The sequence below is a fragment of the Saccharopolyspora indica genome, assembly GCF_027853965.1.
Lineage (GTDB): Bacteria > Actinomycetota > Actinomycetes > Mycobacteriales > Pseudonocardiaceae > Saccharopolyspora > Saccharopolyspora indica.
Genome location: NZ_JAQGLB010000010.1, coordinates 38,233 through 60,193, shown reverse-complemented (window position 1 = coordinate 60,193; position 21,961 = coordinate 38,233). Strand labels below are relative to the sequence as shown.

Annotated in this window: 23 protein-coding genes and 2 riboswitches; of the genes, 11 read left to right on the top strand and 12 right to left on the bottom strand. The window is 70.1% G+C overall.

The features are described 5' to 3' along the window. Positions 1-3: 3 nt before the first annotated feature. From OU416_RS21975 to lpdA, 3 genes are all read right to left on the bottom strand, one after another. Complete coding sequence (locus tag OU416_RS21975; RefSeq protein WP_093345270.1) at positions 4-999, bottom strand: alpha-ketoacid dehydrogenase subunit beta; 996 nt, start codon at positions 997-999, stop codon at positions 4-6. 135 nt (positions 1,000-1,134) lie between these two features. Beyond that, positions 1,135-2,238 (bottom strand): pyruvate dehydrogenase (acetyl-transferring) E1 component subunit alpha, encoded by a 1,104-nt coding sequence (gene pdhA / locus OU416_RS21970; protein WP_270928892.1) that lies wholly within the window; start codon positions 2,236-2,238, stop codon positions 1,135-1,137. A gap of 31 nt (positions 2,239-2,269) precedes the next feature. Continuing rightward, positions 2,270-3,730 (bottom strand): dihydrolipoyl dehydrogenase, encoded by a 1,461-nt coding sequence (gene lpdA / locus OU416_RS21965; RefSeq protein ID WP_270928891.1) that lies wholly within the window; start codon positions 3,728-3,730, stop codon positions 2,270-2,272. A gap of 416 nt (positions 3,731-4,146) precedes the next feature. On the opposite strand from lpdA, the gene OU416_RS21960 reads away from it, so the two are divergent. Next, positions 4,147-4,896, top strand: a complete 750-nt coding sequence (locus OU416_RS21960; RefSeq protein WP_270928890.1) for a VOC family protein — start codon at positions 4,147-4,149, stop codon at positions 4,894-4,896. Here the strand turns inward: OU416_RS21960 and OU416_RS21955 are convergent. Beyond that, entirely contained in the window at positions 4,836-6,044 is a 1,209-nt protein-coding gene (locus OU416_RS21955; RefSeq protein ID WP_270928889.1) for a PucR family transcriptional regulator, read from the bottom strand. The two genes, OU416_RS21960 and OU416_RS21955, sit on opposite strands and share 61 nt — an antisense overlap. A gap of 398 nt (positions 6,045-6,442) precedes the next feature. On the opposite strand from OU416_RS21955, the gene OU416_RS21950 reads away from it, so the two are divergent. Both OU416_RS21950 and OU416_RS21945 read left to right on the top strand, forming a co-directional pair. Continuing rightward, a complete protein-coding gene (locus OU416_RS21950) occupies positions 6,443-7,162 on the top strand; it encodes a GntR family transcriptional regulator (protein ID WP_270928888.1) in 720 nt (239 codons plus the stop codon). Between the two features lie 96 nt (positions 7,163-7,258). Next, the gene (locus OU416_RS21945) at positions 7,259-7,414 is read left to right on the top strand and encodes a hypothetical protein (protein ID WP_270928887.1); all 156 of its coding nucleotides are present in this window, start codon (positions 7,259-7,261) and stop codon (positions 7,412-7,414) included. A 131-nt stretch (positions 7,415-7,545) separates the two neighbouring features. Here OU416_RS21945 and ligD read toward each other — a convergent pair whose 3' ends face one another. Further along, a complete protein-coding gene (gene ligD / locus OU416_RS21940) occupies positions 7,546-8,541 on the bottom strand; it encodes a non-homologous end-joining DNA ligase (protein WP_270928886.1) in 996 nt (331 codons plus the stop codon). A 160-nt stretch (positions 8,542-8,701) separates the two neighbouring features. On the opposite strand from ligD, the gene OU416_RS21935 reads away from it, so the two are divergent. The 4 genes from OU416_RS21935 (at position 8,702) to OU416_RS21920 (ending at position 11,427) form a co-directional block, all read left to right on the top strand. Then, a complete protein-coding gene (locus tag OU416_RS21935) occupies positions 8,702-9,448 on the top strand; it encodes a DsbA family protein (protein WP_270928885.1) in 747 nt (248 codons plus the stop codon). Between the two features lie 44 nt (positions 9,449-9,492). Then, complete coding sequence (locus OU416_RS21930; protein ID WP_270929102.1) at positions 9,493-10,074, top strand: vitamin K epoxide reductase family protein; 582 nt, start codon at positions 9,493-9,495, stop codon at positions 10,072-10,074. Between the two features lie 94 nt (positions 10,075-10,168). Further along, positions 10,169-10,612, top strand: coding sequence for an ATP-binding protein (locus OU416_RS21925; protein WP_270928884.1), 444 nt, complete (start codon positions 10,169-10,171; stop codon positions 10,610-10,612). After that, complete coding sequence (locus OU416_RS21920; RefSeq protein WP_270928883.1) at positions 10,609-11,427, top strand: RNA polymerase sigma factor SigF; 819 nt, start codon at positions 10,609-10,611, stop codon at positions 11,425-11,427. Before OU416_RS21925 ends, OU416_RS21920 begins: the two co-directional genes overlap by 4 nt. Before the next feature lie 18 nt (positions 11,428-11,445). Here OU416_RS21920 and OU416_RS21915 read toward each other — a convergent pair whose 3' ends face one another. Beyond that, the gene (locus OU416_RS21915) at positions 11,446-12,750 is read right to left on the bottom strand and encodes a phytase (RefSeq protein WP_270928882.1); all 1,305 of its coding nucleotides are present in this window, start codon (positions 12,748-12,750) and stop codon (positions 11,446-11,448) included. Between the two features lie 486 nt (positions 12,751-13,236). Next, positions 13,237-14,028, bottom strand: a complete 792-nt coding sequence (locus OU416_RS21910) for a M23 family metallopeptidase (RefSeq protein ID WP_270928881.1) — start codon at positions 14,026-14,028, stop codon at positions 13,237-13,239. A gap of 726 nt (positions 14,029-14,754) precedes the next feature. Here OU416_RS21910 and OU416_RS21905 point away from each other — a divergent pair. Then, positions 14,755-15,660 (top strand): sulfite exporter TauE/SafE family protein, encoded by a 906-nt coding sequence (locus OU416_RS21905; RefSeq protein ID WP_270928880.1) that lies wholly within the window; start codon positions 14,755-14,757, stop codon positions 15,658-15,660. Between the two features lie 437 nt (positions 15,661-16,097). Continuing rightward, on the top strand, positions 16,098-16,538 hold the full coding sequence (locus tag OU416_RS21900; protein WP_270928879.1) for a GtrA family protein: 441 nt from the start codon (positions 16,098-16,100) through the stop codon (positions 16,536-16,538). Between the two features lie 5 nt (positions 16,539-16,543). Here the strand turns inward: OU416_RS21900 and OU416_RS21895 are convergent, their stop codons facing one another. The 4 genes from OU416_RS21895 to OU416_RS21880 all read right to left on the bottom strand — a co-directional run bounded on the left by OU416_RS21895 (position 16,544) and on the right by OU416_RS21880 (position 18,751). After that, positions 16,544-16,945 carry a hypothetical protein gene (locus OU416_RS21895; protein WP_270928878.1) on the bottom strand — a complete coding sequence of 134 codons (402 nt, stop codon included), beginning with the start codon at positions 16,943-16,945 and terminating at the stop codon, positions 16,544-16,546. 168 nt (positions 16,946-17,113) lie between these two features. Next, positions 17,114-17,275: a hypothetical protein gene (locus OU416_RS21890; protein ID WP_270928877.1), complete on the bottom strand. Its 162-nt coding sequence runs from the start codon at positions 17,273-17,275 to the stop codon at positions 17,114-17,116. Between the two features lie 81 nt (positions 17,276-17,356). Continuing rightward, positions 17,357-17,515: a hypothetical protein gene (locus tag OU416_RS21885; RefSeq protein WP_177247350.1), complete on the bottom strand. Its 159-nt coding sequence runs from the start codon at positions 17,513-17,515 to the stop codon at positions 17,357-17,359. Between the two features lie 57 nt (positions 17,516-17,572). Beyond that, a complete protein-coding gene (locus tag OU416_RS21880) occupies positions 17,573-18,751 on the bottom strand; it encodes an acyl-CoA dehydrogenase family protein (protein ID WP_270928876.1) in 1,179 nt (392 codons plus the stop codon). Between the two features lie 101 nt (positions 18,752-18,852). Here OU416_RS21880 and OU416_RS21875 point away from each other — a divergent pair, with 101 nt between their 5' ends. Then, on the top strand, positions 18,853-19,581 hold the full coding sequence (locus OU416_RS21875) for a TetR/AcrR family transcriptional regulator (protein WP_270928875.1): 729 nt from the start codon (positions 18,853-18,855) through the stop codon (positions 19,579-19,581). A 364-nt stretch (positions 19,582-19,945) separates the two neighbouring features. On the opposite strand, the gene OU416_RS21870 is transcribed toward OU416_RS21875, so the two are convergent. After that, positions 19,946-20,407: a hypothetical protein gene (locus OU416_RS21870; protein WP_270928874.1), complete on the bottom strand. Its 462-nt coding sequence runs from the start codon at positions 20,405-20,407 to the stop codon at positions 19,946-19,948. A gap of 123 nt (positions 20,408-20,530) precedes the next feature. After that, positions 20,531-20,628, top strand: a riboswitch (glycine riboswitch). Beyond that, a riboswitch (glycine riboswitch) is annotated at positions 20,629-20,728 on the top strand. Positions 20,729-20,846: 118 nt separating this feature from the next. Between OU416_RS21870 and gcvT the strand changes: the two genes are divergently transcribed. Continuing rightward, entirely contained in the window at positions 20,847-21,950 is a 1,104-nt protein-coding gene (gene gcvT, locus OU416_RS21865; RefSeq protein ID WP_270928873.1) for a glycine cleavage system aminomethyltransferase GcvT, read from the top strand. The last annotated feature ends 11 nt before the right edge of the window (positions 21,951-21,961 follow it).

Genomic DNA, 21,961 nt, shown 5'->3' with positions numbered 1-21,961 from the left:
GCCTCAGCGGCGGCGACCGACTGCGTCCAGCGTCTGGTGGATCGCGGTCGTCAGGGACTCGGCGGACGGGAGCGCGGCGCGCTCCAGCGGCTTGGCGTAGGGCAGCGGCACCTCCGCCGCCGCGACCCGGCGGACCGGGGCGTCCAGGTAGTCGAACGCACCGTCCGAAATGGACGCGGCGATCTCCGCACCGATGCCGTAGGTCAGCCAGTCGTCCTCCGCGACGACGGCGCAGCCGGTCTTGCGCACGGAGTCCACGATGGTCTGCCGGTCCAGCGGCCGCAAGCTGCGCAGGTCGATGACCTCGGCGTTGATGCCCTCCTCGGCGTGCAGCTTCTCGGCGACCTGGTGGGCCACCAGCGCCATCCGGGAGTAGCCGATGAGGGTGATGTCGGTGCCCTCGCGGGTCACCTTCGCCTTGCCGATCTCGGCGGGCTCGACGACGTCGGGGACCTCGCCCTTGGTGTTGTAGAGCGCCAGGTTCTCCAGGAACAGCACCGGGTCGTTGTCCCGGATGGAGGCCAGCATCAGCGCCTTGGCGTCGGCGGGCGTGCTCGGCGCGACGACCTTCAGGCCCGGCACGAAGGCGTAGTACAGCTCGATGTTCTGCGAGTGGGTGGCGCCCAGCTGCTGGCCACCGCCGCCCGGCGTGCGCAGCACCATCGGCACCGGGGTCTGGCCGCCGAACATGCCGTAGATCTTGGCCGCGTGGTTGACGATCTGGTCCAGCGCGATCAGCGAGAAGTTGATCGTCATCAGCTCGACGACCGGCCGCAGGCCCAGCATGGCCGCACCGATCGCGGCGCCGACGAAGCCCTCTTCGGCGATCGGGGTGTCGCGCACCCGCTTCTCGCCGAATTCCTTCAGCAGCCCTGCGGTGATCTTGTAGGAGCCTTCGAAGATCCCGATTTCCTCGCCGATGAGGAGGACGTCCTCATCGCGCAGCATTTCCTCGCGAAGCGTGTCGTGCAACGCTTGGCGGTACGTGATGACGGCCAAGGGTGTTTCTCCTGGAAAAGAGCAATGGGAACCGCGAGCGGTTTTGCGGCGGTCAGCCGCAAAACCGCTCACGGATCAAGTGGCGGGGTGTCGCAAATACCGCGACGGTTCCTCTCGCGGAACCCGGCGGTGGCGTCAGAAGACCGGGTCGGCGGGAAGCCGTCGGGAATCGTTGGCCACCGGGGTGGCGTAGGTGTAGTCGAACAGCGTCGACGGGTCCGGGTGCGGGCTGTCGTCGGCGAAGGCGACCGCCGCGTCGGCCTCGGCCTGGGCCTTGCGCTCGATCTCGACGGCCGCGTCCTCGTCCAGGACACCCGCCTCGATCAGCTGGGCGCGGAAGTTGGCGATCGGGTCGGCCTCCTTGGCCTTCTCGACCGACTCATCGCTGCGGTACTTGGCCGGGTCGACCACCGAGTGGCCCTTCAGCCGCTCGCTGACGCACTCCAGCAGGGCCGGGCCGCCGCCGTTGCGGGCCTGCTCGACCAGCCGGGTCGCCGCCTCGCGGACCGCCAGCACGTCGTTGCCGTCCACCCGCTCGCCGTGCATCTTGTAGGCCGAGGCGCGCTTGAACAGCTCCGGCTCCGCGGAGGACTTCTCCACCGTGGTGCCCATGCCGAGCTGGTTGTTGATCACCACGAAGACCACCGGCAGGTTCCACAGCGCCGCGATGTTCAGCGACTCGTGGAAGGCGCCGATGTTGGTGGTGCCATCGCCCATCTGGCACATCACGACCTGGTCGCCGTCGCGGTAGTCGATGGCCAGCGCGGCACCGGTGGCCAGCGGGATCTGGCCGCCGACGATGCCGTAGCCGCCGAGCAGCCCGGCCTCCACGTCGAACATGTGCATCGAGCCGCCCCAGCCCTTGGAGGTGCCGGTGGTGCGGCCGTAGAGCTCGGCCATCACGCGGCCGGGCTCGATGCCCTTGGCGATCGCGTAGCCGTGCTCGCGGTAGTTCGTGTAGAGCAGGTCGGTCTTGCGCAGTGCGCGCATCAGGCCGACGACGGTGGCCTCCTCACCGAGGTTGAGGTGGCAGTACCCGCCGATCTTGGCCTGGGTGTAGCCCTGCGCCGCGCGCTCCTCGAAGCGGCGGATCAGGGTCATCTCGTGGAAGTAGTCCTGGAGCAGCTCCGGCGACTCCCCGGTGAAGCGTCCGCCGCCGGAGCCGCGTACCGCACCGCCGCGCCGCGACTTGGCGGTGCTGCGGGTGGCCGGCTTGCTGCGCGTGGCCGTCTGTGCCATCACAGTCCCCTTTCGGAAAAAAGCCTTGGTTTCAGCGCTTCTTCGGCGGTGCGACGTGGACCGGCAGGCCGAGGGCGTTCATGGCCGCCTCCATGCCGATCTCACCCAGGGTCGGGTGCGCGTGGATGGTCTCGGCGAGCTCGTCGAGGGTGGCCTCCAGGGCCATCGCCAGCGCGCCCTCGGTGATCAGGTCGCTGGCCGAGTGGCCGATGATGTGCACGCCCAGGACCTCGCCGTACTTCTTGCCGGCGACGATCTTCATGAAGCCCTCGGTGTCGCCGTAGCTCTGGGCGCGGCCCAGCGCGGCGAACGGGAACTTCGAAGCGACGACGTCGTGGCCGGCGTCCTTGGCCTGCGCCTCGGTGAGGCCGACGCTGGCGATCTCCGGGTGGGTGAAGGTCGCCGCCGGGATGACGTTGTAGTCGATCGCGGCGTGCTGCCCGGCGATCGTCTCGGCCGCCACGACGCCCTGGTGGGAGGCGACGTGCGCGAGCAGCGCCTTGCCGGTGACGTCACCGATGGCGTAGACGTGCTCGACGTTGGTGCGCAGCTTGTCGTCGACGGTGATGAAACCGCGCTCGCTGGTGGCGACCCCGGTCCTGGCCAGGTCGAGGCTGGCGGTGTTGGGCTTGCGGCCGACCCCGACGAGCACCACGTCGGCGTCGATCTGCTGCGGCTTGGCGCCGTCCACGGTGACCTTCAGGCCGTCGGCGGCCTGGTCGACGCGGGAGACGGTGGCCTCGGTGAGGACCTTGATGCCGCGCTTGGTGAACGAGCGGCCCAGGGCCTTGCCGATCTCGGCGTCCTCGGCGGGCACCAGGGTCTTCTGCATCTCGATGATGCTGACCTCGCTGCCGAGGGTGGCGAACAGCGTCGCCCACTCGGCGCCGACCGCGCTGCCGCCGATGATGGCGATGCGCTTGGGCACCTCTTCCAGGCCGAAGGCGCCGTCGGAGGTGATCACACCGGGCAGGTCCGCGCCGGGCAGCGGCAGCTGCACGGGGACCGAGCCGGTGGCGATGATGACGTCGCGGGCCTTGACCTGCTCGATCGGCTGCGCACCCGCCGGCTCGGCGGCGTAGCGCGGGCCCTCGGCGCCCAGCGGCGACTCACCGGTGGCGTAGACGTCCACGGTCGTCGGTCCGGTGAACCGGGCGTGGCCGTTGATGACGGTGACGCCGTTGCTCTTGAGCAGCCCGGCGACACCGTCGGTGAGGCCCTTGACGACGCTGCTCTTGCGACGGCGGATGGCGTCGTAGTCGACGCTCACGTTCTCGACGTTGATGCCGAAGTCGGCCGCGTGCAGCACGGTCTCGTAGACCTCGGCCGAACGCAGCATCGCCTTGGTCGGGATGCAGCCCCAGTTCAGGCAGACCCCGCCGGGACGCTCCTTTTCCACCACACCGACCGAGAGGCCGCGCTGCGCGGCCCGGATCGCGGCGACGTACCCACCGGGGCCGCCACCCACCACGAGAAGGTCGAACTCCTGCACTTCGCTGTGCTCCTTTGAACGCACGCGCCGGTTACGGAAAGCCCGGATCGACGGGCAATTCTCACTCAGAGTGTCGTGAGCACGACCACTTGCGCGCTATGCCCGCTCGCCCAGACTTCTTCTGGCGCAACTGTGCACACCGCACATTTCCCAGCGTGACGCACACAACATGTAACGCCGATGCTACCCGGAGTGATCGAGACCTCCGTCACACACCCTCGGAGCACCCCAGGCGGGAAACGGCAAGTGCCGCCACCGGCCCGCCGCCGCACCGGCGCACGACGACCGCCGAAAGCGTTTTGTCCGTTTATCGTCGTTGCACAGTCGAGATCACCGGACGGGCGTACCGCGCGGAGGTGTTCACCGACCCGGATCCAGCCGGTAGGTTAGGTGGACCTAACTCCCTGGAGGTGCGCGTGCGCGACGTCGAGTTCGACCACCTGCTGCACTGGGTCCCCGACGTCGGCGCCGCGGCGCGCGAGTACGCGGCCGCCGGATTCCCCGCCCACGTCAACGAGCCGCTGTCGGGGTTCCAGAACGCCGGGTGGCGACTGGACGAGCGGTACGTGGAAATCCTGACCGTGGTCGACGAGGAGGCGTTCGAGACCTCGCCCTACGCCCCGGCCTGGGAACTGCTGCGCCCCGCCGTCGCAGCGGTCGGCGGCGGAGGCGCGCTGACCTTCGCGGTCACCGTCCCGGACGCCGCGGCGACCGCGGAACGCCTCCGCGGCCTCGGCCACCGCGTGGTGGAAGCCCCGGTCTCCTTCGGCGAACTGGGATTCCTGGAGGTGTTCGCGCCCGACACCCCGTCGTGGGCACCGTTCTTCATCACCTACGACCCGCCGCGCGAGCAGCTCCTCGCCCAAGCCGGACCGGACGCGTTCGACCCCGGACCGCACGACCTGGAAGCGCTCGTCGTGGAAACCCCCGACCCGGAACGGGACGCGCACTGGCTGGGCGAGCTGCTGGACATCCCCGCGACCGGCGCCGAGGTGCCGCTGCCGGGCGCGCGCGTGGTCTTCGACGAAGGCCCCGCGGAGCGCATCACCGGCGTGCTCGTGAGCGGCCCGGGGCCGGACGTCGTGATCGGCGGGCTCCGCTTCGCTCACTCGCGCAAGCCGTCGCGCAGGCGCAGCGCCGAGAGGGCCAGCGACAGCGAGACGTAGGCCGTGCGGCCGTGCAGGGGCTGGCCGATCAGCGACGTGATCCGGTGCAGGCGGTTCAGGACGGTGTTGCGGTGGCAGTGCAGGCGCACCGCCGCGTTCGCCGTCGAGCAGTTCTCCTCCAGCCACGCCGCCAGCGTCTCCAGCAGCATGTCCCGCTCCCGCACCGGCAGCTCCAGCACCGGGCCGAGCTGCGACTCCAGCAGGCGCTGCGCCAGGTCCGGCGACTGCACCAGCAGCGCCTCCGGGAACCGCTCCTCCAAGGTCACCAGCTCCGCGGCGCCGTAGGAGGACGTCCCGAGCGTGGTCATCGCGAGCTGGTGGGCCAGGCCCACCTCGGCCAGACCGCGCACCGTCGGCGACACCGCCACCCGGCCGCGCGCCAGCGGGCGCAGCGCGTCGAGCACCAGGTCCTTGTGCCGCTGCTCCAGCGCCACCAGGCCGACCAGCGAGTCGGCGCGCACCTGCCACACCGACCGGACGTGCAGCGCGTTCAACGCGTCCTGCTGCCCGCGCAGCGCGAACCCGCCGTCGTCGGCCATCTCCGCGACGATCACCAGGTAGGCGCCGCCGGTGGGCAGGTCGAGCTCCTTGGCGGTGCGCTGCGCGAAGGCGATGTCCCTGGCGCGACCGGCCAGCAGGTCCTCCACCAGGGCGTGCCTGCGCTGGTCGTCCCGGCGCACCCGCTCCAGCTCGGTGTTGCGGTAGGACGTGGACAGCGTCGAGGACAGCCCGTCGATCACCGTCCAGACCGAGGTCGCCACCCCGAGCATCGCGTCGGGATCCGCGCCGTCGTGGTGCGCCTGGTCGACCAGCGCCTCCCACACGATCCGGCCGCCGAGCCGGAAGGTCCGCAGCATCACCTCCAGCGGCACGCCCTGCTCGGCGCGGCGGCGGCCGATCGCGGCGGCCACGCTGTCGCCGTCCGGGCCGGCCACCGAACCGCTGAGGATCTGCAGGATGCGCCCCAGGTACTGCCGGCAGCCCTCCCACAGGTCTTCCTTCGGGACCGGGCTGTAGTCGGTCCACTCGGGGTTGTCGGTGAAGATGGCGGCCATCAGCCGCTCGGTGAGCGCAGGCACGTCCTGGAGCCGGGCTCCGGCCAGCGCGTGCGTGACATCGGCGGCGTTCTCGGCAGGATCGACTACCACGCCTGAAACGATACCGGCCGCGGCCCGCCTCCCACCGCTGCGCGACCCGCGGTGATCGGAACGGCCGAAGACCTCGCCGCGTCCAAGTGCCCGGCCGCCCGTCGCCGGGCAGTTCTGGTCGTGGAGCAACCACTCATCGGCTCGGAGGTCTTCGTGGAACCGCATGGCCCGATCCAGACCGACCACCCCCGCGGCGCACCGGCCGCCCGCGGACACCTGGCGCGCGGAGCCGGCCCCGCCCCAACATCCGTCCACTGTGGATTCGAATGGGCCGGGCGGGCGCGGAGCACCCGTGACCGCAACCGGCCGTCCGCGCCAGGTGGTATCAAGTTGCCCGTGACAGGCGACACCACGGTCGGCACGCCGCGGGAGGCGGCCGAGCGGTGATCAACGCGGCGATGCGCGCACAGTCCCCGCGGCTGCCCGACGAACTGGCCGGCCGGCTGCGCGAGTGGATCATGACCGGTCGGCTCCGGGCCGGCGACCACCTGCACCTGGAACGGCTCGCCGAGCACCTCGGCGTCAGCGTCACCCCGGTGCGCGAGGCCCTGTTGGCGTTGCGCGGCGAGGGATTCGTGGACCTGGAGCCCCGGCGCGGGTTCACGGTGGTGCCGCTGAGCCGGCACGACTTCGCCGACACCCACCGGTTGCAGGCGGGCATCGCGGGCGAGCTGGCCGCCCGCGCCGCGCCGCGGATCACCGCCGAACAACTCGCGGAGCTCGACGCGCTGCTGGACGAGATGCGGCTGGCCGCGCAGTTCGTGCTGGCCGACATCGGCGGCGTGGTGACGCGCTTCCACGCCGTGCTGTGGCGGACCGCGGAATCGCCGAAGCTGTCGTGGTTCCTGGGCATCGCGACCCACTACGCGCCGCAGCACGTCGCCGCGGCGGTGCCCGGCTGGCGAGAGATGGCGGTCACCGACCACCAAGCGCTGCTGCTCGCGCTGCGGCAGCACGACCCGGTCGCCGCGCGCACCGCGATGCACGAGCACGTGGCCCGCACCGGAGAGTTACTGATCCATCACCTGCAGCAACTGGGGTTGTGGGCGCACGCCCCGGAAAGCGGCTCCCACCAGGGAGTTCCGCATCACATCAGGAACAACGACGCGGACGGCTAACGTTGTCGCCCCTGGTGGCGACACCAAGGTGGGACGCCGTTCGAGGCGTCGCCGCACTCCGCCCATCCCTACGCGAGAAATTCGGGGGCCCGCGCCATGCAGAGCAACAGCCGCACCGTTGTGTCGGTTGTCGGAACGCTGTTGATGGTCGTCACGACCGTCCTGCTCGCTACGTGGAGTCCCAGTCCCGCGGATACCCAGCTTCAGGTGGATCCGGCCGCCAACAGTGCGCCGCTCGAGATCGGCCGCTGAGGCGATCGCACGGTCTTGATCGCACGGTCATCCTGAGGTTCGGTTGGTGATGGGGCCGTGAGTGCTTTGGGGTGCTATAGCGCCCCAAACCGCTCACGGGCACTCACCAGGCCGGATCGGGCGGTGCGGCATCAGGATTCGCGGACCACGTCTTCGGGCCGTTTGTCGTTGCGCAGCCCGGAGAACCTCGGATGGCGGAGCTTGCCGTCGTCGGTCCACTCGGTGAAGCCGACCTGCGCGACGAGCTCCGGCGACACCCAGTGCGCGCCCGGCTCGGCCACCTCGTCGGCGAAGGGCGAGGTGGCCCGGGCCAGGCCGTCCAGCTCGGCGCGCAGGTCCCGCAGCGTCCGCTCGTCGTAGCCGGTGCCGACCTTGCCCGCGTAGCGCAGCCGCCCGCCCTGGTAGTAGCCGACCAGCAGCGCGCCGAAGCCCGCCCGGGATCCCTTCGGATCGGTGAACCCGCCGATGACGAACTCCTGATCGGCCACGCACTTGAACTTCAGCCAGTCCCGGCTGCGGCCGCCCCGGTAGGGCCGGTCCGCGCGCTTGGCGATCAGCCCCTCCCACCCGCGCCGGCACGCCTCGCGGAAGAACGCCTCGCCGTCGCCGACCCGGTGCGCGCTGAACCGCAGCGGATCGGTGAACTCGAAGCACTCGCGCAACAGCCGCTTCCGGGTGCGCAGCGGCAGCCCCGTCAGGTCCACGCCGCCGAAGGCGATCAGGTCGAACACGTAGTAGAAGACCGCCACCCCGGTGCGCCGGGCGGCGGCCGGGTCGGTGAGGTGGATCCGCTTCTGCAACCGGGCGAAGCTGGTCCGGTCGCCCTCGAAGGCGACCACCTCGCCGTCGATCACGAACCGGTCGGCGCCCTGCGCGGCCAGCGCGTCCACGACCTCCGGGTAGGCCGCGTCGGCCCGCTTGCGGTTGCGCGTCCACAGCACCGGGCGGTCGCCGTCGCACCCGGCGATCACCCGGACCCCGTCGAGCTTGCGCTCGAAGAGCCAGTCCGGGCCGGAGAACCGGTGGCCGGTCAGGGTGGCCAGCACCGGCTCGTGCCAGGTCCCCCCTCGCCAGCGCCGGAGCGCGGCCTGCTCGGATTCGTCGACCAAGCGCAGCGGATCGCTCATCCGACCATGCCAACCCGCTTCGCCGCGCACGGCAAACCGGCCCGAAGCTGAGAACCGCCTGTGAGCCGCCTGTGAGTTCCACCCCGAACGGGTTCACGAACGAGTGAATGCGAGAAACTGGACGTACCCCCTGGACCTGGCCGTTAGGTGAAAGCACCCGATGTCGAAGAACAAGAATCCGCTGACCAAGGGAAGCGGGCTGTCCACCAACGTCATCCTGACCGCGATCGTCGCCGTAGTCGCCATCGCGGTGATCGGCGGCGTGCTGTGGTTCAACCGCGACGGTGGCAGCGCCCCCGAGGAGACCGGCCCGCCGGTGGCCGCCGAGCTGCTGCGCAAGCCGGACAGCAACATGCTCGTGGAGTCGCCGGAGAGCAAGGTGACCGTGGTCGAGTTCCTCGACTACCAGTGCCCCGCCTGCTGGGGCTACTACTCCAACATGACCAAGCAGATCGAGTCCGACTACGAAGGCAAGATCAACTTCGTGGCCCGGAACTTCCCGCTGGACATGCACCCGCTGGCCCGCCCGGCCGCGCAGGCCGCCGAGGCCGCCGCGCTGCAGGGCAAGTTCAAGGAGATGTACCACGCCATCTACGACAACTACCAGGCGTGGGCGAGCACCCCGGACGGCCAGACCAGCAGCGACGCGGCCAAGGCCCGCGGGCTGTTCGAGCAGTACGCCCAGCAGCTCGGCCTGGACATGGCGAAGTTCCGCGCGGACGTGAACTCCCCGCAGGTCAACGCCAAGATCGACGCCGACTCCGCGGACGGCGCGAAGGCCGGGGTCAGCGGAACGCCGACCCTCTTCATCAACGGCAGGCAGTTCAAGCCCGGCGATGACGTGCAGACCTGGGAGCAGCTCAACCAGGCCTTCCGCAGCAAGCTGGACGCGGAGCTGGCCAAGTGAGCGCCGCCCACGCCGTCGAGCGGGACGCGACCGGTGCACCGGACGTGGCCCCGCAGCCCCGTGGCCTGGGCTGGCTCTACGTCGTGGGCGGCCTCATCGGGTTGGCCGGTTCGTTCGCGCTGATCGTCGAGAAGCTCGCGAAGCTGGCCAACCCCGGCTACGTGCCGACCTGCAGCATCAGCCCGATCATCTCCTGCGGTTCGGTGATGGACAGCGCCCAGGCCGCGGTGCTGGGCTTCCCGAACCCGCTGATCGGGGTGGCCGCGTTCCCGGTGGTGGTCACCACCGGGGTCGCGGTGCTGGCGGGCTTGCGCCCACCGCGCTGGTTCTGGCTGGGCATGCAGGCCGGCACCACCCTGGCGGTGGTCTTCATCCACTGGCTGGTGGTGCAGAGCCTCTACGAGATCGGCGCGCTGTGCCCGTACTGCATGGTCGTGTGGGTGGTGACCATCCCGCTGTTCTGGTACACGACGCTGCACAACCTCACCGCGGGCAACTTCGGCGGCGGCCGGTCCACCGGCGTGGCGCTGGCCCGGTTCCACAGCTTGCTCCTCGTCCTGTGGTATCTGGTGATCGTGGTCCTGGTCCTGCTGCGCTTCTGGGACTACTGGAGCAGCCTCCTGTAGCCGCGGAGCGCCCGTTTGTTCGGTGCGGGGCTCGGGTACCAGGTGACTGCGAGTGATTGGTCGCGCCGCACCGACCGAGACGAGGTGGCCCGGGATGAGCGTGGAACGCGAGGTCGCGAGGGGCGAGCCGATGACATCCGCGGCGAACGTGGTGGAGGTCCGCATCGCGGCCGAGCCCGATCAGCTGGCGGTGATGCGCGCGGTGGTCGGCGACCTCGCGATGCGCGCGGACTACGACATCGACTCGATCGCCGACCTGCGGCTGGCGGTGGACGAGGCCTGCTCCTCGCTGATCCGGCTGGCGGCCCCGGCATCGACGCTGGTGTGCCGGTTCCGCACCGCGGGCGACGCGCTGTCGGTCGTCGCCGAGGTGCCCAGCGACGACGCCTTCGGCCCGCGCAAGGATACGTTCAGCTGGCGCGTGCTAAGCGCTCTTGCCGACGTTGTGTCAACCTCGGTCGAGTCGGATCCCGCTGCCGCCGACGGCAGCCACCTGGTGCGGATCGAGTTGACCAAGGGACGGACGGCACACGTGTGAGACGAGCGGACTCCAAGCCGACGGCACATTCGCGCAACGAGCGCTACGACCGGCTGGCGCCGCTCTTCGGCGAGCTCGCGAAGCTGAGCAAGCAGGACCCCCGCCACTCCGCACTCCGGGACAAGCTGGTCACCGAGCACCTGCCGGTGGCCGAGCACATCGCCCGCCGCTTCAGCCACCGCGGCGAATCGCAGGAGGACCTGACCCAGGTGGCCACCCTGGGGCTGATCAACGCGGTGGACCGCTTCGACCCCGCCCGCGGCGTGGACTTCCTGTCCTACGCGGTGCCGACGATCATGGGCGAGGTGCGGCGGCACTTCCGGGACACCGGCTGGGCGGTGCGCATGCCGCGCCGCCTGCAGGAGCTGCACCTGTCGGTGTCGGCGGCGATCGCCCGCCTGTCCCAGGAGCTCGGGCGCGCCCCGGTGCCCAGCGAGCTGGCCGAGCACCTGGGCATCAGCACCGACGACGTGTACCGCGGGCTGGAAGCGGGCAACGCCTACCGCAGCGCGTCGCTGGACGAGCTGCTCACCGACACCGACGAGATCCCGCTGGGCGATGCGATCGGTTCCGACGACGCCGAGCTGGCCGAGGTGGAGAACCGCGAGATGGTGCGCCCGCTGCTGCAGGACCTGCCGGAGCGGGAACGCCGGATCCTGGTGATGCGCTTCTTCCGCGGCATGACCCAGACCCAGATCGCCGAGCAGATCGGCATCTCCCAGATGCACGTCTCCCGGCTGCTCTCCCGCACCCTCGGCTGGCTCCGCCAGCGCGTCGAGGAGGACCGGCCGGCCCGCTCCGGCGCCGACCAGTGACCCGAGCGGCCGGGGCGCTCAGCCGCGCGGGTCGTACGACTCGGTGTCGACCACCAGCGGTTCCGGGAACGCGGCAGCCAGCTCGTCCCACCGCGTCAGCTTGAAGTTGGTGCCCTCCCGGTCCCCGTCGGCCGGGGTGTCCTCCCCGTCGTGGGTGATCAGCAGGCCTCGGGGGAAAGCGCCGCCCAGGGGCACGTTGACCACGGTGGAGCCGTCGGAGTGCTGGACCCCGTCGGTCGCCGCGCCGTCGCCGACGGCGAACGAACCGACGAAGGCGTTGTCACCTGCTCGGTCGTACACGGCGAAGGTGTTGTCGCCCTGGCTGGAGGCGAGCACGTACCCGGCGCCGTCCGCGGCGTGGTAGATGGTGATGCCCTCGGCGTCAGCGGAGAGGTGCTCGCCGCCGAAGCCGGGGTCGTTGGCCTCGTCGAGGACGCACTCCTCCTGGACGGGGTCGTAGGTCCACGGCGTGCCGTACTCGCGGACCCGGTCGATCAGCTTCGGCTCTTCGAAGCGCCCGTCCTCGAGCTCGACGCGCCAGACCCCCACCGCTTCCTGCGCGGCGTAGAGCACGTGCTTCTCCTGATCAACGGCCATGCCCTCCACCTGCGGGCGCTCCCCGGGATCGGCGCAGGGCGTCCAGGCGGTGCCGTCGGGCAGGGTGAACTCGCCGGGCAGGTCGAGCGTGCTCTCGGTCCGGTAGCCGACGCGCCCGCCGCGGTCCTCCAGCTTCAGGAGCCGCACCGAGGTCTCCTCGCGGCGGGAGGCGACCACGTAGGCATCGTCGTCGTCCCGGAAGGCGGTCAACCCGTAGGCGGTGCGCTGCTCGTCCACCTCCGCCTCATCGGCGGCGAACACCGGCGCGACGTCCGGCGCGGTCACGTCCACCAGCGGGGGCTTGCCCGCCGCGACCGCTGCGGGGTCGATGGCGAAGGCCCGGATCCGGTCGCGGCCCCGGTCGCTGACGAGCGCCAGATCCGTCGGCACCCCGCCCAGGTCGAAGCCGTAGACGACGTCGACGTTGTTGAACCGGCCGGGCGCGGACTGCTCACCCGGCGCTTCGGGAGCGGCCACGTGCTGCAAGCGCCGCCCGTCGAGCCCGTAGACGTCGAGCCCGGCTTCCTTCAGGGTGCCGATGACGATGCTGCGCCCGGGATCCCGGGGGTCGACCCACACGGCCGGATCGTCGGCGTCGGCATTGCCGCCCGCCTCGTCATCGTGGACCACCGGCGTCTCGACGCGCGCGGTGACGACCACCGGCTGAGGAATTCCCGTCGCCATCACGATCGCCGCGACCAACGAGGTCAACTGAGTAGCGCTCACGTCACTCCCAATCAGGCTGGTGAACGCGAGCGACGATAGTGATCTTCGGCGAAGCCCTCCGAACGCGCGCATGAACGGCAGACGACATGTCGCCCGATGCGCGGCGCTACGAACGCCGCCCACCCACGGGAGCTACTGCACCCACCAGACCCGGGACCGGGCTCCGACCCGGCTCGGGCTCCGGCCTCCACTCCGACTCGGGCTCGGGCTCCGACTCGGGCTCCGACTCGGGCTCGGGCTCGGGCTCGGGCTCGGGCTCGTCCAAGGCTGTGGCCCAGGCCCAGACTTTATGGACCACCTCTTATGTCAACCGCAGCCCCACCCAACCGCACCTCAGGGGACCGTGACGCAACCCAGCCACAAGAAACCGCAAAAACGCGAGACCACCCCAGAACGCAACCACCACTGAAAATCCCGGAGAGGCGGGAAAGCCGCCCGGGACCCGTCGGGGGATTCGGGTCCCGGGCGGCTGCTCGGGGGAGGTGCTTACTGCACCTCGATGCCGCGGGCGCTCAGCCACGGCAGGGGGTTGATCTTGCTGCCGCCGACGTGCACCTCGAAGTGCAGGTGCGGGCCGGTGGACTGGCCGCGGTTGCCCATCGTGGCGATCTGCTCGCCCGCGCCGACCTGTTCGCCTTCGCTGACGTCGATGGTGTTGATGTGGCCGTAGACGGTGATGGTGCCGTCCTCGTGCTGGAGCCGGATCCACTGGCCGAAGCCGCTGGCCGGGCCGGCGTCGATCACGGTGCCCGCAGCCACCGCGTAGATCGGCGTGCCGATGCTGTTGGCGATGTCGATGCCGTTGTGGTTGGTGCCCCAGCGCGCACCGAAGCCGGAGGTGAAGGTGCCCTCCGCGGGCTTGACGAAGCCGCTGGCGGCCTTGCGGGCCGCTTCTTCCTCGGCTCGCTTGGCCTCGGCCGCGGCGCGCTCGGCTTCCTGGCGGGCCCGCTCGGCCTCAGCGCGGGCCTGCTCGATGGCTTCGGACTTGTCGATCTGGCCCGATTCCTCGACCGAGTCGGTCGCGGTCTCCTGGGCGAGCAGCTGGACCGAGGCCGGGCTGGAGGACGTTCCGGTGAGCGCCAGGCTCAGCTTCTTGCTCGCGGCGAGCGGGTGCACCGCTGCGCTGCGCTCGGGGGCCTCGGTCTGCTCGCCGGCCGCGGCCAGCGGCTGGCCGACCGCGGCGAAGGCGCCGCCGGCCACCACTGCGGCGACGACCTTGTTCCGTAGCGGGAGGGCGGCCTTCGGGGTATGGCCGCCCTCCTTGCGGTGCTTGCCCATCTTCACCTTCCGTCTCGGGGGGATCCGGCCACTTCCCGCTCGGGGGAGTGCGGGGAACACCTCGTCGGGGGTCGAGATGTTGCCGTGACCGAACCGTGACGTACGAGCGGAGAAAGTAGCTGAGGGTTATCAACAGGCGCAAGCATTAGCCCATTCACCTGAACATCAAGCCACGGACGCCATGCAGACAATCACTCTCCGTGCCCAACGAAGATGACCATCGGATAACGGCCGAAGCCGCCGCCAGTGCCCGGACAGGTCGCGATCAACACGCCGCGAGGACGATCAGCGGGACGCGCGTTTTCGCAGGTCCCCATCCCGATCGCGAGCGCGGCCCCGGCGAATCCGCGACCAGGAGCAGATTTTCCCGAGTCCACAGAGGACAATGCCGGAACGCGGCGCGAACCACCTCCGGGCGGAGATCGTCTACCGCCAGAAGTGGCCTTGCGCACAGAGCCCGGCGATCCCGGAAACCGGCCTCCCGCACTCTGAGAGGCGGTGCCGCTCGATCGCGGGATCTGCTTCACTGTCCCGCATGACGCCTGGTGATCAGTGGCGGCTGCTCGTGCAGCGCCTCCACGTGGACCTCCGCCGCGTCACCTCCGCAGGGTGTCGGTGCACGCGGTAGCCCCGCCCGCGCTCCCCCACTCCTCCCGTTCCGGCTGCGCATCGCAGCGCGCGCCTCCGCGCGCCGGTTTCAGCTCCCCTCGCACCCACGGAGACATCGTGCAAGCGTTCCTGATCTTCGCGATCGGCGGTTTCATCGCGCAGCTGGTGGACGGCTCGCTGGGCATGGCCTACGGCGTCACGTCCACCACCATCCTGCTCGCCGCCGGGATGACCCCGGCCCTGGCCTCCGCCTCGGTGCACCTCGCCGAGCTGGGCACCTCGCTGGCCTCCGGCCTGTCGCACTGGAAGTTCGGCAACGTCGACTGGCGCGTCGTGCTCACCCTCGGCGTGCCGGGCGCGATCGGCGCGTTCCTCGGCGCCACCGCGCTGAGCAACATCTCCACCGAGGCCGCCGAGCCGTGGATGTCGACGATCCTGCTCGCCCTCGGCCTCTACGTGCTGGCCCGGTTCGCCTTCCGCCCGCTGCGCCGCCGCCAGCTCACCGGCGTCAGCTCCAAGCTGCTCGCCCCGCTCGGCCTGGTCGCCGGGTTCGTGGACGCCACCGGCGGTGGCGGCTGGGGCCCGGTGGCGACCCCGACGCTGCTGAGCACCGGCCGGGTCGAGCCGCGCAAGGTCATCGGCTCGGTGGACACCAGCGAGTTCCTGATCGCGGCCGCGGCCAGCCTCGGCTTCCTGCTCTCCCTGGCGCACCAGAACCTGTCCTGGACGACGGTGGGCGCGCTGCTGCTGGGCGGCGTGATCGCCGCGCCGCTGGCGGCCTACCTGGTGCGCATCGTGCCGATGCGGCTGATCGGCGTCGGGGCGGGCGGGCTGATCGTGCTCACCAACGCGCGCACGCTGATCAAGGACTTCGACCTGCCCGGCCCGTCGCACACGGTCATCTACTCGGTGATCGTGGTGGCCTGGGCCGCCGCCATCGCCTACACGATCCGGGTGATCCGCGCGGAGCGCCACCAGCCGGAGACCGACCCGGCCGATGCCGCGGAGCCGGTGCGCGGCTGAACCGTCCCCGGGATGGCGGCTTCACACGGGGTCGCCATCCCATCGAGAATTCACCGCAACCATCGATGCGACCGCACGACGCTGACTCAGAGCGAAGATTTACCCACGTGCCGTATCGCTGAGATCAACCGAACGAGTTACTGTTCGGTAGACCGTGTGGAAGCCCCCCGACACACGGTAGGTGCCCCGGGTGGGGAGTTTTCGCACTCCGCGCCCGGGGCACCGCTCCCCGTACCGCGGCCTTTCAACGCGACCGCAAACGTTTCGAGATCAAGTGTGCACCGGCCCGTTGGTATATTCCAAGCCGCCACGCGGCCCAATCCTCACAACCTCTTCAGCGCATCGGATCCGCGGCATCCGAGCTCGCACGATGCGCCCGGATCAGCACGGCAGCCGCTGGGTATCGTGCGGCCGGACGCGGATCCCACGGAGGCGAGATGGCACCGCAGGTCACCGGCGCGAAGCGGTACTGGCGGCTGCTCGGCCGGTTCGCCGCCGCCTCGGTGGTGGCCACCGCGATCAGCCAGCTCGTCTTCCTGCTCGTCTACGCCCTCGGCGCGGCCCCGGTGGCCGCGACGATCACGGCATGGCTGGCGGGCGCGATCCCGAACTTCACGCTCAACCGGCGCACCTGGGGCAGCACCGGCCGGGCGGGCCTGCGCGGCGAGATCCTCCGCTACGCGATCATCTCGGTGACCACGGCGCTGCTGGCCGCGCTGGCCACGCACAACGCCGAAGTCCTCGCGCAGACCTCGTTCCCGGACACCCGCAGCGCGCAGGTGGCAGTGGTCTGGGCAGCGTTCCTGGGCACCTACGCGGTGATGTTCGTGGTCAAGTTCTTCCTGGTCGACCGCCTGGTCTTCCGCCGGAACCCCTGACCCGGTCAGCGCGCGTGCACGGCCCGCACCCACCGCGTGACGGACGGACGGGTGATCAGCACCAGCATCGCGATCACGACGGCCGCCAACCCGACCCACACGAGCATGGTGACGAGGTCAGGCCCATCCCCGCGCCCCCGGATCGACCGGAACACGCCGAAGCCGGTGACGGCCACCGTGACACCCGCGGCCAAGGCCATCGTCGCGGTGTTCGGAACCCGCCTGTGCAGCAACCGGACAACGCCCAGCACATGCACGACGCCGACCAGCCCGACGATGCCCGCGAGCAGCACGACGGCGATCTCCCCGCCCCCGCTGGCCCCGGCAAGCCCGACGACCAGGGTGTAGGCGGCGACCCCGAGCACGACAACCGCAACAACGCTGCCCAGCACCGCGGCGGCAACCACCGCACCCGGCCGCTGCGGAGCCCCGGCAGAAGATGGTGGAGCCGGAACAGGCCCCTGCGGATTCCCCGGCCAAGATGGCTGCGACATAGCCCGCTCCTGCGCGACGTCGGCGATGCGCCGGATCTTAACCGCTCTCCCACCCGAGGAGTACGGATCTGGCGACGACTTCTAGACCACGCGGTGTTGCCGGGACAGCAGTGACAGGAGCTCGGCGTCCTCGACCAGGAAGCGGCGGAGCTGGTTCGCCCGGAATTCCTCGTGCGCCGAACGACCTCCGCGTTCGGTGACTTCGCAGCGCTTCGCGCCGTCTTCGCTGGTCCGCGGCGCCATGGCACTCCTGGTCGACGAGAGCGAGAACGACGCGACGGCCCCCGGGAGTTCCGGGGGCCGTCGGGTCGGGGATCGCCCGGGTCAGTTCTTCTTGTCGCCCTTGCCGCCGAAGAACTTGTCCTTGACCTGGTCGATCTTCTCCTTGTTCTTCGGGTCGGTGGCGTACTTCTTGGCCTGGTCGATCACCTTCTTGCCCTGCGGGCTGCTGGCGAACTCGGTGACCTTCTTGAACAGCGACATCGTTGCTCCCACCACGTCGGTGCCACGGTTTGCCACCAGACTACCCACGCAGCGGGCTCAGCCGAGCACTCCGCGCACCGAGGCGTGCCCCTTCAGCAGGTTGCGGGCCAGCGTCCGGCGCTGGATCTCGTCGGTGCCCTCGAAGATCCGCAGCAGCCGCAGGTCGCGGTACCAGCGCTCGACCGGCAGCTCCTTGGTGTAGCCCATGCCGCCGTGGATCTGCAGCACCCGGTCGACGATCTCGTTGGCGCGGGTGGCGCCGTAGAGCTTGGCGATCGACTGCGCGTGCCGGGAGTCCAAGCCCTGGTCGATCTGCCAGGCCGCTTGCAGCACCAGCCAGCGCAGCGCCTCGATCTCCACGGCCGAATCCGCCACCATCCACTGGATGGCCTGGCGCTCGGCGATCGGCTTGCCGAAGGTCTCGCGCTGCTTGGCGTACTCCATGCCCATCTCGACCAGCCGCTCGCAGGCGCCGAGCGCCCGCGCGGGCAGCATGTAGCGGCCGCGGCCGATCCACTGCATGGCGAGCTTGAAGCCGTGCCCGACCTCCCCGAGGACGTTGCCCTCCGGCACCCGAACGTCCTCGAAGACCAGCGCGGCCGGCTGGCGCTCCCACGGGCCCATGATGTCGATCGGCTCGGACTTCCAGCCCATGTCGCGGTCTGCCAGGAAGCAGGTGACGCCGCCGTTGGCGCCCTTCTCCTTGTCGGTGACGGCGAAGACCATCACGAAGTCGGCGTCGATGCCACCGGTGATGAACGTCTTCTCGCCGTTGATCACCCACTCGTCGCCGTCCTTGACCGCCGTGGTGCGCAGGTCCTTGGCGTCCGAACCGGCGCCCGGCTCGGTGATCGCGAAGCAGGACTTGCGGGTGCCCTCGATGGTCGGCAGCAGGTAGCGCTGCCGCTGCTCTTCGTTGGCGTGGAAGAGGATGTTGTCCGCGGAGCCGCCGAAGCGGAACGGCACGTAGGTGCGGCCGAGCTCGATCTCGATCAGCGCGGACAGCACCGCCGACAGGCCCATGCCACCGTACTCCTCGGGCGTCTGCACGCCCCAGAACCCGGCCTCCCGCGCCTTCAGCTGCAACTCCCGCTGCTCGTCCTTGGTCAGCCCGCGCTCCCCGGCCCGCTCGCGGCGCAGCACCTCCGGTTCCAGCGGCACCAGCTCGCGCTGGACGAAGTTGCGCACCCAGTCCCTGATGTCGCGCTCGGTGTCGGTGAGCGAGAAGTCGACCATCGCCGGATCCCTTCCTGCGGCCGTCTAACTAACATCGTTAGTTTTGTGGCAGCCTAAGACGGTCCCGGCGAGCGCCGCAAGGGATCCGACGAGGAGAAGACGTGCCCCGACCGACCACTCCCCGGCTGTCGCCGGACCGCATCCGCCGCGTCGGCCTGGAGATCATCGACGCCGACGGCCTGGAAGCGCTGTCCATGCGCCGCCTGGCCGAACGCCTGGGAGTGCGCGCGGCCTCGCTGTACAACCACGTCGCGACGAAGGAAGACCTGCTGCACGAGATCGCCGACGACGTGATGGCCGCGGTGGACGTCGACGGGTTCGAGCAGGACTGGACGACCGGCCTGCGCGAGTGGGCCCGCTCCTACCGGGCGGCCCTGGTCGCGCACCCCAATCTCGTGCCGTTCCTGGCCTACGGCCCGGCCCGCCGCGAGAACGCCCTGCGCCGAGCGGACGCAGTGCACGGCGGGCTGACCCGCGCGGGCTGGCCGCAGCGCTACGCCACGATGATCGGCGCGTCGACGAAGTACCTGGTGGTGGGCTCGGCGATGGGCTCGTTCAGCGGCGGCTTCCCGGACGACGCGGACCTCTACGACGACCGCTTCCCGCACCTGAGCAAGGCCCACCTGCTCCGCGAGCACGCGGCGGAGATCGACGCGGCCAGCTTCGAGCTCGCCCTCGAAGCCCTGATCGACGGCCTGACCAAGCAGTACCGGGAGCTGAGCAGGGCCGAGAAGATGCACCGCGAATCCGAGGAGCTGCTAGCTGATCCAGCCGATGCCGCAGAAGTGAGCGCCGCCCGCGAGGACATGGACGCGGGCGACGTCTGGTGATCGAGCGGGCACTGCTAGTCCGTCCACTTGGGATGCTCAGGACTGGCCCTCAGGATCCATACAACACGTTTGTCCGAGTCAGGGCAGTACCAAATGCGCCCAGATGACGTCACCTCGTACTGCCACTGATCGAGCTCTTTCCCGAAAATCACGTGTGCCGCGAGCGGCTTCTTCATCGGGTGCTGACGTCCTGGGTTCACAGGATCCAGCGGCCGCTCACTTAACACCACCCAGGCTTCCCAGGTGTTGCTCCGAGCCGTCCGACAGAGCTCCTCCCACCCCTTGGCAGCTTCGTTGTTGGCGAACCGGATCTCCCAGCCACCAGGCGGTGGAGGGGGCGCAACACGGTCACCACGCTTTGGAGTCACTCATAGCCTCCTTCGGGTGGAGGCACTGGTCCGAAGTCCTCGGTGACCGGCTCTGTCAGCGCTTTAACAAGCTCCGGATCGGTGTAAACAAGCGCCGTAGCCTTCCACTCTCGCAGCGTTTGCTGCAGCGGCACCCAGCTGCCCAGCTCCGCGGATGCCCGGAAGGTCTGGGCGAAATCAAGGGCGAACTCCGACCGGGCACCGGACGGCAACAAGGCTGCCCACGGAAACTCCTCCGACAAGACATCGATCAACTCATCAGGAGAGAACCTGTCAAACGCAGTACGGACAGCACGAGCAGCAATCACCGCCCCTTCAGACACACCCGCCGCCCGGTCCTCGCGGGTGAGGACCAGCGGCGCACCATCGCGGCGACGGATCCGCACGTCGCCCTGGTCGACTAACTCCGCGACGCCCTTGGGGTCACGCTGCACTTCGCTCCACTGAACCTCACGCATGCCTCCATTCTGAACTTTTTCAGAACTCGACGGCAAGCCAGTACGAGATCACTCATCCTTCCGGTTGACGTGGGTCACTCGGGGTTCGTAGCGTCCATGGCGCAGAACCGAATACAGCGCCCACGACGTCGTGCGGGAGAGACCTCGGCCCATCGGGACCGGGGCGCCGAAGGAGCAATACTCCCCAGCAAACTCTCAGGCACCGGCACCGCACGGCACCAGGCGATCACGGAGAAAAGCAGGAGCACCGCGCTCCTCGCCCACGGTGCAAGCCACCTCCCGAGGTGGCGAAACTCTCAGGCCAATGACTCCGGGGAGACCGCCCGACCAGCGCAAGCCCGCGCAGGTCGGGGTCGAGGTGTTCCCGATAAGGTTGGGCTCAGTGAGCTGACCGGCCCTCGACTGCCGACCGGCGCCCACCAGGAGGAGTCCCCACATCATGTCGTCGCCACGACGGACGCCCTTGCACCACGTGCACGAAGCGCTCGGAGCCACGCTCACCGAGTTCGCCGGTTGGCAGATGCCGCTGCGCTACTCCGGTGACATCGCCGAGCACAACGCGGTGCGCACCGCTGCGGGCCTGTTCGACCTGACCCACATGGGCGAGATCCGGATCAGCGGTCCGGAGGCCGCGGCCGCGCTGGACCACGCGCTGGTCGCCAACGCCACGGCCATCACGCCCGGCCGCGCGCGCTACACCATGATCTGCAACGCCGCGGGCGGCGTGCTGGACGACCTGATCGTCTACCGCCTCGGCGAGCAGGAGTTCCTGGTGGTGGCCAACGCGGCGAACGCCGCCGTGGTCTCCGCCGAGCTGGCCGAGCGGATCAGCGGGTTCGACGCGCAGCACGAGGACGTCTCCGACGACTACGCGCTGATCGCGATCCAGGGCCCGAACGCCGTGGCGATCCTCGCGCCGCTGACCGAGACCGACCTCTCCGGCGTCAAGTACTACGCCGGTTACCCGGCCAAGGTCGCGGGCAAGGACGTGCTGCTGGCGCGCACCGGCTACACCGGCGAGGACGGCTTCGAGCTGTTCACCGCGCCCGGTGACGCCGAGGCCGTGTGGCAGGCGCTGACCGAGGCCGGTGCCGAGCACGGCCTGCAGCCCGCCGGGCTGTCGTGCCGCGACACGCTGCGCCTGGAGGCCGGCATGCCGCTGTACGGCAACGAGCTCTCCGCCGACCTCACGCCGTTCCACGCGAACCTCGGCCGGGTGGTCAAGCTCGACAAGACCGCCGACTTCGTCGGCAAGGAGGCGCTGGCCGCCGCCGCGGAGAAGCCCACCGAGCGCACCCTGGTCGGCCTCAGCACCGACCAGCGCCGCGCGCCCCGCCACGGCTACCGCGTGCTGGACGCCGACGGCGCCGAGATCGGCGTGGTGACCAGCGGTGCCCCGTCCCCGACCCTGGGCCACCCGATCGGGATGGCCTACGTGGACCGCGCGCACAGCGAACCCGGCACGCAGCTGCAGGTCGACATCCGCGGCAAGGCCGTCGCGGTGCAGGTCGTCCAGCTGCCGTTCTACCGCCGCAACGCCTGAGAGAAACAACG